At 69.3% G+C, this 15466-nt stretch carries 16 protein-coding genes; 9 read left to right on the top strand and 7 right to left on the bottom strand.

Features of this window, described 5'->3' with window-relative positions; all coding sequences use genetic code 11:
- Positions 1-3: 3 nt before the first annotated feature.
- A complete protein-coding gene (locus PFX90_RS10290; protein ID WP_285712348.1) occupies positions 4-477 on the bottom strand; it encodes a peroxiredoxin in 474 nt (157 codons plus the stop codon).
- Positions 474-3233 (bottom strand): bifunctional [glutamate--ammonia ligase]-adenylyl-L-tyrosine phosphorylase/[glutamate--ammonia-ligase] adenylyltransferase, encoded by a 2760-nt coding sequence (gene glnE / locus PFX90_RS10285; RefSeq protein WP_285712347.1) that lies wholly within the window; start codon positions 3231-3233, stop codon positions 474-476. Before glnE ends, PFX90_RS10290 begins: the two co-directional genes overlap by 4 nt.
- 141 nt (positions 3234-3374) lie before the next feature.
- Here glnE and PFX90_RS10280 point away from each other — a divergent pair, with 141 nt between their 5' ends.
- From PFX90_RS10280 to PFX90_RS10265, 4 genes are all read left to right on the top strand, one after another.
- A complete protein-coding gene (locus tag PFX90_RS10280) occupies positions 3375-5078 on the top strand; it encodes a M28 family metallopeptidase (RefSeq protein WP_285712345.1) in 1704 nt (567 codons plus the stop codon).
- Between the two features lie 5 nt (positions 5079-5083).
- The gene (locus PFX90_RS10275; RefSeq protein ID WP_285712344.1) at positions 5084-6058 is read left to right on the top strand and encodes an agmatine deiminase family protein; all 975 of its coding nucleotides are present in this window, start codon (positions 5084-5086) and stop codon (positions 6056-6058) included.
- 49 nt (positions 6059-6107) lie between these two features.
- A complete protein-coding gene (locus PFX90_RS10270; protein WP_285712343.1) occupies positions 6108-6236 on the top strand; it encodes a hypothetical protein in 129 nt (42 codons plus the stop codon).
- Positions 6237-6309: 73 nt separating this feature from the next.
- Positions 6310-7080: a DUF1223 domain-containing protein gene (locus PFX90_RS10265; protein ID WP_285712341.1), complete on the top strand. Its 771-nt coding sequence runs from the start codon at positions 6310-6312 to the stop codon at positions 7078-7080.
- On the opposite strand, the gene PFX90_RS10260 is transcribed toward PFX90_RS10265, so the two are convergent.
- From PFX90_RS10260 to thrS, 3 genes are read right to left on the bottom strand one after another with little or no spacing between them, the layout of a single operon-like run.
- Positions 7077-7820: a TSUP family transporter gene (locus PFX90_RS10260; RefSeq protein WP_285712340.1), complete on the bottom strand. Its 744-nt coding sequence runs from the start codon at positions 7818-7820 to the stop codon at positions 7077-7079. The two genes, PFX90_RS10265 and PFX90_RS10260, sit on opposite strands and share 4 nt — an antisense overlap.
- Positions 7821-8171, bottom strand: coding sequence for a hypothetical protein (locus PFX90_RS10255; RefSeq protein ID WP_285712339.1), 351 nt, complete (start codon positions 8169-8171; stop codon positions 7821-7823).
- A 14-nt stretch (positions 8172-8185) separates the two neighbouring features.
- Positions 8186-10180 (bottom strand): threonine--tRNA ligase, encoded by a 1995-nt coding sequence (gene thrS, locus PFX90_RS10250; protein ID WP_285712338.1) that lies wholly within the window; start codon positions 10178-10180, stop codon positions 8186-8188.
- A gap of 361 nt (positions 10181-10541) precedes the next feature.
- Between thrS and PFX90_RS10245 the strand changes: the two genes are divergently transcribed.
- From PFX90_RS10245 to PFX90_RS10230, 4 genes are read left to right on the top strand one after another with little or no spacing between them, the layout of a single operon-like run.
- Positions 10542-10706: a hypothetical protein gene (locus PFX90_RS10245; RefSeq protein ID WP_285712337.1), complete on the top strand. Its 165-nt coding sequence runs from the start codon at positions 10542-10544 to the stop codon at positions 10704-10706.
- Between the two features lie 3 nt (positions 10707-10709).
- A complete protein-coding gene (locus tag PFX90_RS10240) occupies positions 10710-11150 on the top strand; it encodes a hypothetical protein (protein WP_285712336.1) in 441 nt (146 codons plus the stop codon).
- On the top strand, positions 11147-11350 hold the full coding sequence (locus tag PFX90_RS10235; RefSeq protein WP_285712334.1) for a helix-turn-helix transcriptional regulator: 204 nt from the start codon (positions 11147-11149) through the stop codon (positions 11348-11350). Before PFX90_RS10240 ends, PFX90_RS10235 begins: the two co-directional genes overlap by 4 nt.
- On the top strand, positions 11347-12237 hold the full coding sequence (locus PFX90_RS10230) for an alpha/beta fold hydrolase (protein WP_285712333.1): 891 nt from the start codon (positions 11347-11349) through the stop codon (positions 12235-12237). Before PFX90_RS10235 ends, PFX90_RS10230 begins: the two co-directional genes overlap by 4 nt.
- Here the strand turns inward: PFX90_RS10230 and PFX90_RS10225 are convergent.
- Both PFX90_RS10225 and PFX90_RS10220 read right to left on the bottom strand, forming a co-directional pair.
- Entirely contained in the window at positions 12234-12923 is a 690-nt protein-coding gene (locus PFX90_RS10225) for a hypothetical protein (RefSeq protein WP_285712332.1), read from the bottom strand. The two genes, PFX90_RS10230 and PFX90_RS10225, sit on opposite strands and share 4 nt — an antisense overlap.
- 75 nt (positions 12924-12998) lie before the next feature.
- On the bottom strand, positions 12999-14657 hold the full coding sequence (locus PFX90_RS10220; protein ID WP_285712331.1) for an alkaline phosphatase D family protein: 1659 nt from the start codon (positions 14655-14657) through the stop codon (positions 12999-13001).
- Between the two features lie 70 nt (positions 14658-14727).
- On the opposite strand from PFX90_RS10220, the gene PFX90_RS10215 reads away from it, so the two are divergent.
- Complete coding sequence (locus PFX90_RS10215) at positions 14728-15462, top strand: alpha/beta hydrolase (RefSeq protein WP_285712330.1); 735 nt, start codon at positions 14728-14730, stop codon at positions 15460-15462.
- Positions 15463-15466: the final 4 nt, after the last annotated feature.

Genomic DNA, 15466 nt, shown 5'->3' with positions numbered 1-15466 from the left:
GTGTCAGAGGGCCCTGGCAGCCGCCAGCACTTCCTCGGCGTGGCCGGCGACCTTCACCTTGTCCCAGATCTGCGCGATCTTGCCGTCGGCGCCGACGAGGTAGGTCGCGCGGACCATGCCCATGTAGGTCTTCCCGTACATCTGCTTCTCCGCCCACACGCCGAGCGCGTCGCTGAGGCCGCCTTCCTCCGCATCGGTCGCCAGCGGGGCGGTGAGGCCGTGCTTGGCGATGAACTTGGCGTGCTTCTTGGCCGGGTCCTTGGAGACGCCGAGGAGCTTGGTGCCCGCCGCCTCGAACTGGTCCTTCAGCGCGGAGAAATCCTTGTTCTCGGTGGTGCAGCCCGGGGTGTCGTCCTTGGGGTAGAAGAAGATCACCAGCTTGGAGCCGGCGAAGTCCGAGGGCTTCACGCTCCCGCCCTCGGGGGTTTCCATCGCGATATCGGGGATGGCGTCGCCGACGCCGGGGAAGTTGCTCATGCGGGGTTCTCCTGTTCGGTAGCGAGAATGTCTGTGCCCAGAATTTGTTTCCACACCTCGGCAACCCTGAGCCGCGCGGCGGCGAAGGCCCCCTCAAGGCCTGCATAGGAATCGAACCCGCAGGCCCGCGCCAGCGCGCGCGCGCCGCTCGGCGGGGGGGTGCTGCCATCGGGGGCGAGCAGGCGGCTGGCGACCAGCATCCGGCTCATCAGCCCGTGGGGCTCGGCAAGGTCCGCAGGCACCAGCCCCGCCGCCGCGAGGCCGGCAAGCGCCTGTTCGAGGTCGGGAGAGAGCGCCTGCGCGGCGGCTTCGGCGAGGGGGCGCCCGTCCGCCGTCTCGCCCTTGAGCTGGAGGTAGTGCACCAGGAACTCGATATCGACGAGGCCCCCGCGCGCGAGCTTGGCGTCGACCGGGCCGGTCGGCCGCTTGTGCTTCGCCATCTCGGCGCGCATCCCCAGCACGGCCTCGCGCAGCGCATCGGTGTCGCGCCGCGCGTGGAGCACCTCGGCCAGCACCGCCTCGAGCTGCGCGCGCGCCGCGTCCGAGCCGTAGAGCACCCGCGCGCGGGCGAGGGCCATGTGCTCCCACGTCCACGCCGCCTCGCGCTGGTATTTGCCGAAGGCCTCGCAGCTGACCGCGAGCGGCCCCTGATTGCCCTGCGGCCTGAGGCGCGTGTCGACCTCGTAGAGCGCCCCCTGCGCGGTCGGCACCGAAAGCGCGGCGCTCACCCGGCTGGCGAGGCGGTTGTAGTAGATCGTGCCGCCCAAGGGCCGCGCGCCGTCCGACTGCGCGGCGAAATCGCCGGTGAAGAGGTAGACGATGTCGAGATCGCTCGCATGGGTCAGCGCGCCGCCGCCCAGCCGTCCGAGCCCGAGGATCAGCAATTCGCTTCCGGCAATCCGCCCGTGCTTGGTGGCGAATTCCTCCACCGTCGCCTGCGCCGCCAGTTGCAGCGCGGCTTCGGCGGTGCGTGACAGGGCGCGGGCGATGGCGAGGGGGTCGGCAAGCCCCTCGATCAGCTGGATGCCCAATGCGAAGCGGATCTCGCCGGTGACGATGCGGATCGCGTCGAGCAGCGCCTCGTAGTCGTCGCGCGCCGCCGCGCCCTGCATCCGGGCCATGATCGCCGGCGTCTCGCCGGGCAGGTCGAGCGCGTCGCGATCGATCAGGGTGTCGAGCAGTTCGGGCTTCCTTGCTAGCTCGTCCGACAGCACCGGCGCGAGGGTCAGGGCGGCGACCAGCCGCTCGATCAGGTCGGGGCGCGCGGCGAGCAGGCGGAAGGTGGTAATCGCCGACGGCACGCTCTCGATGATCCGCTCCCAGCGGGTGATCGCGCGCAGCGGATCGTCGCTGCGGGCGATGGCCTCGAGCAGCGCGGGGGCGAGCCGATCCCACGCCTCGACCGCCTGCGGCGAGCGGATCGCGGCGTGGCGCCCGTCGCGCCAGCTCTCGATCCGCTCGGCCAGCACCTCGGGCTCGGCAAGGCCCCACGCCGCAAGCTGTCCGGCGAGCGCGCTGGCGGGCATGGCGACCGCGACGGGGGCGGGGTCGGCACGGCCGATCAGTTCCTCGTAGATGCGCGCGGTGCGTGCCGTGAGTTCGGTGAGCTCCGCCACCAGCGCCGCACCGTCCGGCAGGCCATCGAGCCGCGCGACATTATCGAGCGCCTCGCCTTCGGGCAGCGCGTGGGTCTGGCGGTCGTGGACCATCTGCAAGCGGTGCTCGATCTGCCGCAGCCGGTCATAGGCCTCGCCGAGGACCTGCGCGTTCTCCGGCGCGATCCACCCCGCCGCCGCCAGCGCGTCGAGCCCGGCGCGCGTGCCCCTGACCCGCAGCGAGGCATCGCGCCCGCCGTGGATCAGCTGGTGGGTCTGGGCGTAGAACTCGATCTCGCGGATCCCCCCGCGCCCGCGCTTGAGGTCGAAGCCGGGGCCGGGGGCGGGCGGGCCCTTGCCGCTGTCGCGGATGCGGTGGGTGAGCGCGCTGATCTCCTCGATCGCGCCGAAATCGAGCTGGCCGCGCCACACGAAGGGCCGGATCTCGTCGAGGAAGGCCTCGCCCGCCGCGATGTCCCCCGCCGCCGCCCGCGCGCGGGTGAAAGCGGCGCGCTCCCACGCGAGCGCCGCCCCCTGATAATGCGTCAGCGCCGCGCCCAGCGGCACGCAGAGCGGGCTGACCTCGCTTGCAGGTCTGAGCCTGAGGTCGACCCGCAGCGCATAGCCATCGGCGGTGTTGGCGGAGAGCAGGGCAACCACCCGCCGGGCATAGCGCTGCGCCGCCTCGCCCGGATCGTCGCTTGCGCGGCGGGGGAGGCGGTCACGGTCGAACAGCAGGATCGGGTCGATGTCGGAGGAGTAGTTGAGCTCGCCCGCCCCCTGCTTGCCGAGCGCGAGGGCGATGAAGCCCTCGGCGCTGTCCTGATCGGTGCGCTCGAAGATCGCGGTGCGGATCGCGCGGTCGAGCGCGCGGTCGGCGAAACCGGTGAGTTCGCCCACCACAGCCACGAGCGGGAAGGCCCCCGCCAGATCGCCCACCGCCAGCGCGGCGGCGAGCGCGAGGCGTTCGCGGCGCAGGGCGACCTCGGTGTCGGGGTTATCGCCCTGCGCGCGCGCCCACGCCAGCGCGCCCGTGCCATCGCCTGCGGCCAGCAGCGCGGCAAGTTCCGGCTGGCGATCGAGCGCCCGCGCCAGAAACGGCGCGTGGGCGCGGGCGCGGTCGAGGGCGCCGTCCCAGTCGGGGGTGATGTTCTCTCCCATCGCGCGCCTCTCTGGCCCCGCGCGGCTTTGCCCGCAAGGGAGGAGTCTTTGTCGCCCTACCGCTCCGCTACTTGAGGGCGTGTTGCTTGCACGCGCCGCGCCGCTCTGCGAAGGGATGCGCGTCTTACGGGAGAGCTTGCCATGACCATCCGCCACCCCGCCCTCGGAGTCCTCGCCGCAGCAGCGCTTGCGCTTTCGGCCTGCGAGGGGATGCCTGCCCTCGGCGGTGCGAGCGCCGCGCTCGACATTCCGGAAGTGGAGCCCGGCCAGATCGCGGAAGGGACGATGAAGGACGTCACCCGCGCGCTTTCCAGCGACGCCTTCGAGGGCCGCGCGCCCGGCAGCGCGGGGGAGGAGAAGACCATCGCCTTCCTCACCGAGCGCTTCAAGGCGGCAGGGCTCCAGCCGGGCAACGGGGATTCTTGGGTGCAGGAAGTCCCGCTGGTCGAGATCACCGGCAAGGACTTCGCTCCCCTCGGCATCACCGGAAAGGGCGCAGGCTTCAGCTTCGAATACGGCAAGGACTGGGTCGGCGCGACCTATCGCGAGGAGGCCCAGACGACCCTCAAGGACAGCGAGCTGGTCTTCGTCGGCTACGGCATCAACGCCCCCGAGAAGGGCTGGAACGACTACGCGGGCCTCGACGTGAAGGGCAAGACGGTGGTGATCCTCGTCAACGACCCGGACTGGCAGACGGCGGGCCTCGAAGGGCCGTTTGGCGGCAAGGCGATGACCTATTACGGGCGCTGGACCTACAAGTATGAAGAGGCCGCGCGTCAGGGCGCGGCGGGCGCGCTGATCGTCCACCAGACCGCGCCTGCCGCCTATGGCTGGAACGTGGTGCAGTCCTCGTGGAGCGGCCCGCAGGCCTATGCGCAGCGGGGCAAGGACGCGGGGCCGCTGACCCAGATGAACGGCTGGGTGACCGAGGATGCGGCGCGCGCGGTTCTGAAGGCGGCGGGGCAGGATCTCGACGCGCTGACCAAGGCGGCGCAGGCCAAGGGGTTCAAGGCTGTACCGCTCGGCATGAAGCTTTCGACCAGCTTCCGGAACGATGTGCGCAGCTTCCTGTCGCACAACGTTATCGGCATTCTTCCGGGCTCGGAAAAGCCGGACGAATATGTGCTCCACACCGCGCATTGGGACCACCTCGGGCGCTGCACCCCCGCGCCCGATGGCGACGACATCTGCAACGGCGCGGTCGACAACGCCACCGGCACCGCCGCCTTGGTCGCGCTCGCCGAGGCCCACGCCAAGGCGGGCGCGCCGCGCCGCAGCCTCGTGTTTCTCGCGGTGACGGCGGAGGAATCGGGGCTGCTCGGCGCGACCTACTACGCCCAGAACCCCGTGTTTCCGCTCGCGCAGACCGTGGGCGGAGTGAACATGGACGCGCTCTCGATGGCGGGCCCGGCGAAGGACGTCACCGTGATCGGCGGCGGCAAGTCGCAGCTCGATGCCTTCCTCGACACGGCGCTCAAGGCCGCCGGGCGCGTGGCGACCCCCGATGCCAAGCCCGAGGCGGGCTACTACTACCGCTCGGACCACTTCGCCTTCGCCAAGCTCGGCGTGCCGATGATCTATGTCGAGGGTGGCGAGGACCTGGTGACCGGCGGGCGCGAGGCCGGGGCTGCCGCGGCGGCGGATTACACCGAAAAGCGCTATCACGGCCCCAAGGACGAGTTCGACGAGAGCTGGGACTGGTCGGGCGTGATGACCGATCTGCAACTCTACTATCGCTTGGGGCGGATGATGGCGATGAGCAGCAGCTGGCCGAATTGGAACGACGGCGACGAATTCCGCGGCATCCGGGACGAAAGCTGCAAGGCGTCCGAGAAGGGCTGCTGACCGCGATGACTGCTCTCATGCCCCCTGAATGGGCCCCGCAGGAGTGGCTGTGGATCGGCTTCCCGCACCTCGCCGAGGAGTGGCCCGGCTGGCTCGAGCCCGCGCAGGAGCAGATGGCCGACTTTGCCTCGGCGGTGGCGGAGAGCGGCCAGCAGGTGCGCCTGCTGGTCCGCGACGAGGCCAACGAGGCCCGCGCCCGCGCGCTGGTCAGCGGTAAAGTGACGCTAGAGCGCCGGGTCTACGGCGATGTCTGGCTGCGCGACACTGGCCCGCTGGTGGTGAAGGACGGCGCGGAGCGGATCGCGCGGCGCTTCGGCTTCAACGGCTGGGGTGGCAAGTATCTGATGCCGGGCGACATGGAGATCGGCGAAGCGCTCGCCCGCGATGCGGGCCTCGCGGTAACGCATACGCCGATGATCCTCGAGGGCGGCGCAGTCGATGGCGACGGCACCGGGCTGGTCGCGACCACCGAGCAGTGCCTCCTCAACCCCAACCGCAATCCGCATATGGGCCGCGCGGATATCGAGGCGGAACTCGCCGAACACCTCGGCTTCACCTGCGTGCTGTGGCTGGGCGATGGCCTCATCAACGACCACACCGACGGCCATGTCGACAACCTCGCGCGCTTCGTCGCCCCCAATCGCCTCGTCGTGCCGGAGCCCACCGGCAAGGACGATCCCAACGCCGCGATCTATGCCGATGCCGCCGCGCGGGCCGAGGCCTTCGGGGTCGAAGTAGTGCGCATCCCCTCGCCCGGGCGGATCGAGCGCGAGGGGCGTGTGGAGCCCGCCAGCTACGTCAACTTCGCGATCACCTCGCACCTCGTCGTGGTGCCGACCTTCGGCAGCCCCCATGACGCGGACGGCGTCGCCGCGATCGCCGCGCTGTTCCCCGACCGGGACACGATCGGTCTCCCCGGCGACGCGGTGCTGGCAGGCGGCGGCGGCTTCCATTGCGCCAGCCAGCAGATGCCGGCCTGAGGGGCGCGAGTTAACGATTCGTTAGGGATTTTGGCCGAGTGTGCGGAGCATGAACCGCGCTCTCGCCCTTCCGCTTGCCGCTGCCACCCGCCTCGAAGGGGTGGAACTCGCGCGCCAGCTGATCGTGCTGGGCTGCGCGCTGTCGCTGATCCTTGCGGGCCGCGCGCTTCCGTTCTGATTTTTCCGGCCGCGTAACCGGACGCCGGTAGAACGCGAAAGCATCCCCGACACTTCTGTGCGAGGATGACCCCATGACCTTCAGCCGCCCCCTGTTCCTCACGCTCGGCGTCGTTGCCGTGCTCGGTGCCGCCAGCTTCGGCCTGTCGCAGGGCGCGCCCTCCGCCGCACCCGCGAAGGCCCCGACGGTCGCCGTTGCGGGGGAGCCGGTGCTGCTCGAGCTGTTCACCAGCCAGGGCTGCTCCTCCTGCCCGCCGGCCGATGCGCTGGCCGAGAAGCTCAGCGCCAACCCCGATCTCGTCGTGATCTCGCGCAACGTGACCTATTGGGACCGGCTCGGGTGGAAGGACACGCTCGGCAAGGAGAGCAACACCGCGCTCCAGCAGGATTACGCGCGCCGGGGCCTTGCGGGCCGCAACGGGGTCTATACCCCGCAGCTGGTGGTGAACGGGAGCTACGGGCTGGTCGGCTCGCACGGCTCCGAGGTCGCGCCGAGCGTCAAGCAATATGGCAGCAAGAGCGACGCCGCGATCCGCGTTACCCCGGGCGCGAGCGGCGGCTATGCCGTGGCGCTTTCGGGCACCGGTGCGGGCACGGCGGAGCTGGTGCTGGTCGCCGTCACCCGCAAGGTCGAGGTCGGGATCGGCAGCGGCGAGAATGGCGGGCGCACGGTCACCTATCCCAATGTGCTGCGCTCGGAACGCAAACTCGCCGAGTGGGCGGGCGGCAGGGCGAGCGTGACGCTGGCCGGCGGCCAGCTCAAGGTTCCCGGAGCGGACCGCTATGCGCTGGTGCTGCGCCAGCCGGGCGGCGGGCCGGTGCTCGCGGCGCGCTGGGTGTCCTAAAGGATACGCAGGAAGGCCGCGAGCGCTGCCCCGCCCAGCACCACGCCGACCATCGCGCGCCAGACCGGATCGCTTATCGTGCCCGACACCCGCGCTCCCAGCCGGTTGCCGAGGATGATCACCGGCAGGATCAGCACCGCGAAGAGCAGCAGCTCGAGCCGCAGGATGCCGAGCCATGTCGCGGTCGCGAGGCCGGTGGTCGCGGCGATGGTGAAGATCAGCTGCATCGAGGCCTTGGCGGTCGCTCGCGGCAAATCGCGCCCCGCGTAATAGGGCACCACCGGCGGCCCGGGCATCCCGGCATAGCCCGTCATCAGCCCGCTCAGCGCCCCGACGAAGCCCGTCACCCCGCGCCCCGGCTGCGCGCTTCCCCGGCGGGGGAGCAGGATGGCGACAAAGGCGGAGAGTGCGATCAGCGCGATGACGAGGCGCGCCACATCCCGCCCTGTCAGCGACAGCGCGTAGAGCCCGAGCGGCGTCGTCACCACCACCAGCGCGCCGATCACCCAGGCGCTTTTCTCCGCGTCGCGCACGAGGGAGCGGATCTCGGTCGCCCCGATCATCAGCGAGAGCGCATTGGTCAGCACCACCGCCTCGACCGGGGGGAGCGCCAGTGCCAGCACCGGCACCAGCAGGATCGCCATGCCGAACCCGGTGAGGCCCCGCACGAAGGCAGACCCCAGCGCCGCCGCCAGCGCGACGCCCACTTGCAGTGCGGTAAAGCCCCCCAGGACCTCCATCTAGGTCGCGGTGCGCTGGAAGATCAGCGTCACCGTCACTGCATGGAAGGCGGCGATTGCGAGGTTGCTCAGCACCACCGGATTGCCGAGCGCGCCGACGGTGAAGGGGGTCATCAGCTTGTAGGCGATCTGCACCAGCAGCAGCGCGGCGACCATCGCCGGCACCGGCTTCCACAGCAGCGCCGCCGACCCTGCAAGGATCGCCAGATAGACCGCCAGCAGAATGCCGCGCGCCGGTGAGGGCGGGCCGTAGGCGGCCTCCACCCATCCCGCGTTCGCCATGATGCTCCCCGTCACCGGCACCAGCACGCCGATGTTGAGCAGCAGCGAGAGGGTGATCATGGTCGGCATGACAGCGCGCCTGCTCAGGCGATGTCGGGCGGGGTGCCCTCGGCCATCAGCATCAGCACCGCGTCTTCGAGCTTCATCACGCGCTGCTCCGTCTCGCCGAGCGTGCGGATGGCCACTGTCCCTTCCTCGGATTCGCGACCGCCGACGACAAGCAAATGCGGCACCTTCGCGAGCGAGTGTTCGCGCACCTTGTAGTTGATCTTCTCGTTGCGAAGATCGCTTTCGACACGAATGCCAGCTTCCTTCAGTCGTTCCTCAACGTGCATCGCCCATGAATTCGCATCCGACACGATCGTCGCCACCACCGCCTGCACCGGGGCAAGCCAGGTCGGGAGCTTGCCCGCAAAGTGCTCGATCAGGATGCCGATGAAGCGCTCATACGAGCCGAAGATCGCGCGGTGGAGCATCACCGGGCGGTGCTTCTCGCCATCCTCGCCGATGTAGTGCGCATCCAGCCGCTCGGGCAAAACCCGGTCCGACTGGATCGTGCCGACCTGCCAGGTGCGCCCGATCGCATCGGTGAGGTGCCATTCGAGCTTGGGGGCATAGAACGCGCCTTCGCCGGGGAGTTCCTCCCACTCGAGCCCGTTGGCGGTCAGCGCGTCGCGCAGCTCCTGCTCGGCCTTGTCCCAATCCGCCTCGCTGCCGAAGCGCTTTTCGGGGCGCAGGGCGAGCTTGATGTCATAGGTGAAGCCGAAGTCGCGGTAGACGCTGTCGGCAAGCGCGATGAAGCTCTGCACCTCGGCCACGACCTGCGATTCCGTGCAGAAGATGTGCGCGTCGTCCTGCGTGAACTGGCGCACGCGCATCAGCCCGTGGAGCGCGCCGTGAGGCTCGTTGCGGTGGCAGCAGCCCATTTCGCCCAGACGAATGGGTAGGTCGCGGTAGGAGGTGATCCCCTGCTTGAACACCATCACGTGCGCCGGGCAGTTCATCGGCTTGATCGCCATCCATGCGGCATCATCGGCCACCTTGGGCGAGGCGACGCCGCTCTCCTCATCCACATCCGGCACGATGTCGGGGACGGCGAACATGTTCTGCGCATATTTCCCCCAGTGGCCCGACTGGGTCCACTGGCGCACGTCCATCAGCTGCGGGGTCTTGATCTCGCGATAGCCGCCGCCGTCCATCTTGCGGCGCATATAGGATTCCAGCTCGCGCCAGATGCGGTAGCCCTTGGGGTGCCAGAAGACGCTCCCGTGGGCTTCTTCCTGCAAGTGAAACAGATCCATCTCGCGGCCGAGCTTGCGGTGATCGCGCTTGGCGGCTTCCTCGAGCCGGGTGAGGTGGGCCTGCAATTGCTTCTTGTTGAGCCAGCCGGTGCCGTAAATGCGGGTGAGCTGCGCATTGTTCTGGTCGCCGCGCCAGTATGCCCCGGCGACGCGCATCAGCTTGAAGGCATCGGGATCGAGCTTGCCGGTCGAGGGCAGGTGCGGGCCGCGGCACATGTCGAGCCAGTCGTTGCCTGACCAATAGACGGTGAGTTCCTCGCCCTCGGGCAGTTCGGCGGCCCATTCGGCCTTGAAGGTCTCGCCCTCGCCCGCCCACTTGGCGATGAGCTGCTCGCGGCTCCACACCTCGCGGCGCAGCGGCTTGTCGGCGCGGATGATGCGGCGCATTTCCTCCTCGATGGCGGGGAGGTCGTCCATGCCGAAGGGCTCGCGTGAGGCGGGGGCCTTCACATCATAGTAGAAGCCGTCGTCGGTCGCCGGGCCGAAGGTGATCTGGGTGCCGGGGAAGAGCGATTGCACCGCTTCGGCCAGCACGTGGGCATAATCGTGCCGCGCCAGTTCGAGCGCATCGGCTTCGTCGCGGGCCGTGACGAGCGCGAGCTGGGCGTCGCCATCGAAGGGCCGGGTCAGATCGCGCAGCTCGCCGTCGACGCGCGCGGCGATCGCCGCCTTGGCAAGGCCCGGGCCGATCGCCGCGGCGATGTCCGCGGGGGTCGAGCCCTGCGGCACTTCGCGCACCGAGCCATCGGGGAGACTGATCTTGAGCAGTTCGGTCATCGTCGCAAATCCGTGTCGTTTGAGCGCGCCTTAGGGCATGCCGCGGCGCACCGGAAGAGCGGTGTTGCGAGAGTTACCGGAAGGGGGAGAACACCGCGCCGCCCCGATCCGGGCGGCGGGCTGCTTCGCTTAACGCGCGCGCCGCCGCCCCCGGATGGTAGTCCGGGTGGTGGTGGTGCGGGTGGTGGCGAGCAGCTTGGCCATCCTCCCCGACATAGGTCTCCAACAGCCGCAAGTCACGCGCAAGTTGACATAGTTCATGCGGGGGTGGGGTTTCGTGATGCGTCAATGGAAAGCCTCCTTGACACGGTGCACGACTCAGATGTAAAGCGACCTTGCCATTGTGCAAAAGGAGCTTTCCATGACCCGCATCCAGGAGGCGCTCTGCCTCGCATTTGTCCTACTCGCCCTGGCGGCGCTGGCGGTGTTCGACATCATTCCCGAGCAGGTCGCCCAGTTCGCGCCGCTGGCGATGGTGCCGTGGATCATCCGCCGCGACCCCGCCTGCGGCCCGCGCAAGGCCTGAGCCATGGCCACCAAACCCTCCCCGGCGATGCGGCGCTATTTGATCCGCCTCACGACCTGCATGACGCTCTTCGTGTTCCTGATCTTCGCGGTTGGCTGGCTGTTCCGCCACGCCCCGCCGACGGGCGCGCTCGCGTGGGGTGCGGCGGTGCTGCCCGCGCTGCCGATCCTCGGCACCTTCTGGACGATCTTCCGCCTCCTCGAGGAAGAGACCGACGAATACATCCGCCACATGCTGGTGCGGCAGTCGCTGTTCGCCACCGCCTTCTGCCTCAGCATCATGACCGTGTGGGAGTTCCTCCAGAACTACGACGTCGTGCCCTCCGGCACGCACGGGTTCGGGGCGGCGTTCCTATGGTTTGTCGGGCTCGGCGTGGGCGGCATGGTCAACGGCCTCGCCATGCGCCGGGACTGCGCCGAGGACGAGCTGGAGGAAGCGGAATGAACAACCGCCTGCGGGTGCTGCGCGCCGAGCACGGCTGGAGCCAGCAGGACCTCGCCGACCGCCTCGGCGTCTCGCGCCAGAGCGTCAATGCGATCGAGAAGGGCCGCTATGACCCCTCGCTCCCGCTCGCCTTCACCATTGCCGACGTGTTCGGCCTGCCGATCGAAGCCATTTTCCTGAGAGAGGGAACCCCCGAATGAAACGTCTTCTGTTCGCCGCCTTTGCTGCGCTGCTGCTGCCCGCTTCCGTCCATGCCGAAGACGCGCCTTGCCCGCCCTTCGAAGTCACCGGCACCGGCCCCGATCTGGTGCTGGTCCCCGGCCTCGGCTCCTCGCCGGAGACCTGGAGTCTCGTCAAGGAGAGCCTCGCCAGGGACTACCGCCTGCACCTCGTCCATGTCGCCGGGTTCGCCGGGCGGCCGTCGCAAGGCGATCCCGCACGGGTGCTCGAGAACACCGAGGCCGAGATCATCCGCCACCTCGATTGCCAGAAGATCGAACGCGCCGCCTATGCCGGCCATTCGCTCGGCGGCTTTCTCGGGCTGATGCTGGGCGCGGATCACCCAGACCGGATCACCCGCGTGGTGGTGGTCGATTCGCTCCCCTTCTTCCCCCTGATCTACAACCCGGGTGCCACCGTCGCGAGCAGCCGCCGCATCGCCGAGGACACGCGCATCGGCCTCCTCGCGCAGGACCGCGACAGCTTTGCCGAGAGCCAGCGGCGCGGGGTGATGTCGCTGGTCAAGACACCGGCGTGGCAGGGACGGGTGGCCGACTGGAGCATCGCCAGCGACCGCGCGAGCTTTGCCTCGGCGATCCACGCGTTGATGACCACCGACATGCGCCCGCGCCTCGCCGAGGTGAAGGTCCCGGTGCGGGTGATCGCGGCGGCGAACCCCTACGCCCCGCGCGCGCGGGTCGAGCCGCTGTTCCGCACCGCCTATGCGGGCACGCCCGATTTCGGGCTGACCGTGATCGAGGATGCCTTCCACTTCGTCATGTTCGACCAGCCGGAAGCCTTCGAAACGGCGCTGCGGGCGGGGCTGACGGCCGAAGCCGCCGTGCCCGCGCCCGCGCAAATACCTTAGTTCTTGCCCCAGCCGCCGTCGGCGTGGGTCTCCTCGAAGTCGGTCGGGCGTTGCGGCCTGGTCGACATCGTGGGCTTCCCGTAAGAAGTCGGCTCGCCATAGGAGGTCGGTTCGCCGTATTCGCGGTCCTCGAAGTCCCGCGGGTCGACGCGGTCGAACTCGTCCATCTCGCGCTGGATATTGTCGCGCAGCGACTTCTGCATCGCGGCGAGCTTGCCCGGATTGGCAGCGATCATCCCGGCGATCTTGGCCTGCATCCGCCGCTTGTCGAAGGCGCGGCCGTCGAGGGTGGAATCGACCTTCTCCTCCATCGCGATGCGGGCGATGTCGTTGACCAGCGGATCATCCTCGAGCCCGAGCATCGCGTCGCCCTCGGCGAACTTGAAGGTCACGTTGACGCGGGTGCCGGCATCGTCGGGGGAGAGGTTGGCGCGCACTTCGCCGGCGCGCTTGCCGTCGACCATCAGGTCCCAGCGGAGCAGGCTCGGGCCGCGGCTGCGCAGCGCGAGGCGGATCGAGGAATCGCCCTTCCCGCCGCCGAGTTCGGAGGTGAAATTCATCCCCGCCAGCCGCGATTCGACGTCGACAGGGGCGATCTCGTAATACTCGCCCCGCTCGAAAGCGCCGCCCACATAGGCGCCGGTGCCCAGCACCGATGCGCCCGCCGCCATAGCAATAAACCGCATGCGTGACCCTCCAGAACATGGATGGGTCCAGTAAATGGCGGAAGAGGCTTAACAATCCGTCAGCGCGGGCATCGATTATACGGTCAGCTTGGCAGAGCCCTTCTCGGTGGTGATCCGCCTGGTGCCCGCCAGCCGTGTCGAGCGCTGCTTCACTCCCGCCACGAAGCGGTATTCGGTGGTCGCGCGGGCCGGGGTCAGCTCGACCGTCATGTAGCCGCGCTGCGCGGTGTCGGCCCATTTGAGCTGTTCGTTCTCCGCCACCAGCGCCGCGGCGAGGGTGTCGGGCTTGACGAAGGTCAGGTAGGTCTCGAACCCCGGCGAGCTGACCGAACTGCCGCCGAACTCGACGCCGACTGGGGTGCCTTCATGCGCGAGGTCGAAGGCCCAGGCATTGTGGGTGTCGCCCGCGAGCACCACGAGATTGGCATCGGCCTCGAGCGCGGCCTTGAACACGCGGGCGCGGGCGGCGGGGTAGCCGTCCCACGCGTCCATGTTGGAGGGCAGCCCCGCCTCGCTCGCCGCGGCGGCAGCCTCGAGGCGCTGGCGCACGTAATCGGGGACGCCGTCGCCCGCTGCGCGCATCAGGTCGCGCGGGGTCTTGAGATTGCCCATCAGCACCTGCTGGAGCAGCACCTGCCACTGTGTGCCCGACCTGGTCGAGGAGGCGAGCGCCTCGGCGAGCCATGCCTCCTGCGCCTCGCCCAGCAGCTGGCGATCAGGCGCGGCCCAAGCGCCGTCCTTGAATTTGCCCAGTGCCGCCATCAGCGCCTGCGGGTCCTTGGCCCCGGTCATGATCTTTTCGAGCTCGAACTGCTCGTCGCGTCCCTCGAGCCGGGTGTCGATCCGGAACAGGGTGGCGAGATCACCCACCTGATAGGTCGAATAGGCGGTATCGGCCACGGGGAGCCACTCGCGATAGGCCTGCTTGGCCGCCGCCTTGCGCATTGCCCAGGTGCCCTCGGTTTCCGGCTGGTGGTTCTCCGCGCCGTCCTTCCACGAGTCGTTCGCGCTCTCGTGGTCGTCCCACACCGCGATCATCGGCAGCACCTGATGGAGGCGCTGGAGATCGGGGTCGGCGCGGTAGGTGGCGTAGCGCAGGCGGTAATCGGTCAGCGCGACGATCTCGCTCTCGGGCGCGAGCACGCGGCCCTCGGCGGTCTGCGCTGCCGAGGGATAGTTGCCCTTGGCATATTCGTAGATGTAGTCGCCGAGGTGGACCGCGAGGTCGCAGTCGTTCGCCTCCACCGCGTGGCCATAGGCGTTGAACCAGCCGAAGCCGAAGTTCGAGCAGGAGAACACCGCCATGCGGAAGCTCGCCGAGGGGCCTTCGGGGAGCGTGCGCGTGCGGCCCACGGGGGACGCGGTGCCATCGGGCGCGAGGAAGCGGTAGAAATACCAGCGGTCGGGAGCGAGCCCGGTGGCGACGCCCTTGGCGCACCAGTCGCGCGCGGGGGAGGCGGTGACGTTGCCCTCGGCGACGGGTTTCGAGAAATTCTCCGTCTCGCTCACCTGCCACGTCAGCACCGTGTCCGCGCCCGCGACATATCGGGCCCACAGCAGCACCGAAGTCGCCGCCGGCTCGCCGCTCGCGACGCAGTGGGTGAAGCCGGTGCCGAAGCCGCTTGCGGCGGCGGGCGCGGCGGCCATCGCGGCGCCTGCGCCTGCAAGGGTGAACAGCGAGCGCCGGGTGAGCGCGGTGGCAGCGGGCTGGGCCGCGGGTTCGGTCTTGAGCATAGTGTGCGCGCTACCCCTCTCCGGTTTCGCTTGCGTGACAATCGCGCCGCCGCGGGGCATGGAAGCGCGCATGACAGCGATCATGCACCACACCCTCTACGACGGACGCCGCGTCGCCTTCCGCTATACCCACGGGCGCGGGCCCTGTCTTGTCTTCCTCCCCGGTTACATGAGCGACATGAGCGGCAGCAAGGCGACCGCCCTCTTCGCCGAGGCGGAGGCGCAGGGCCGCGCCTGCCTGCTGCTCGATTATTCGGGCTGCGGCGCGAGCGACGGCGACTTCGCCGAGGGGATGCTCTCGGCCTGGCGTGACGAGGTGCTGGCGCTGGTCGCCTGCTATGTCACCGGGCCGGTGCTGCTGGCCGGTTCCTCGATGGGCGGGTGGCTGATGCTGCTGGTCGCCGAGCATCTGAAGCACCGGGTGGCGGGGATGATCGGCATCGCCCCCGCGCCCGATTTCACCCGCTGGGGCTACAGCGCCGAGCAGCGCGCGGCTCTCGAGCGCGGCGAGACCATTTTCGAAGAGAACCCCTACGGCCCCGAACCCACCCCCACCCATGCGAAATTCTTCGCCGATGCCGAATGCCACTTGCGGCTGGAATCGATGATCGACCTGACGTGTCCGGTGCGGCTGCTCCACGGCAAGGCGGACCCGGACGTGCCCTTCGACATCTCGCTCCGTCTCAAGGCGGCGCTGCGGTCGGCTGACGTTCAGGTGACGCTGGTAGAGGACGGCGACCACCGCCTGTCGCGGGATAGCGACATTGCCATGCTCAAGGCCATCGTGGCCGAATTTTACGGATAGCCAC

Source organism: Erythrobacter oryzae (assembly GCF_030271515.1).
GTDB classification, from domain to species: domain Bacteria; phylum Pseudomonadota; class Alphaproteobacteria; order Sphingomonadales; family Sphingomonadaceae; genus Erythrobacter; species Erythrobacter oryzae.
Note: the sequence above shows the minus strand (reverse complement) of the source record. Positions and strands in the feature narration are given on the sequence as shown.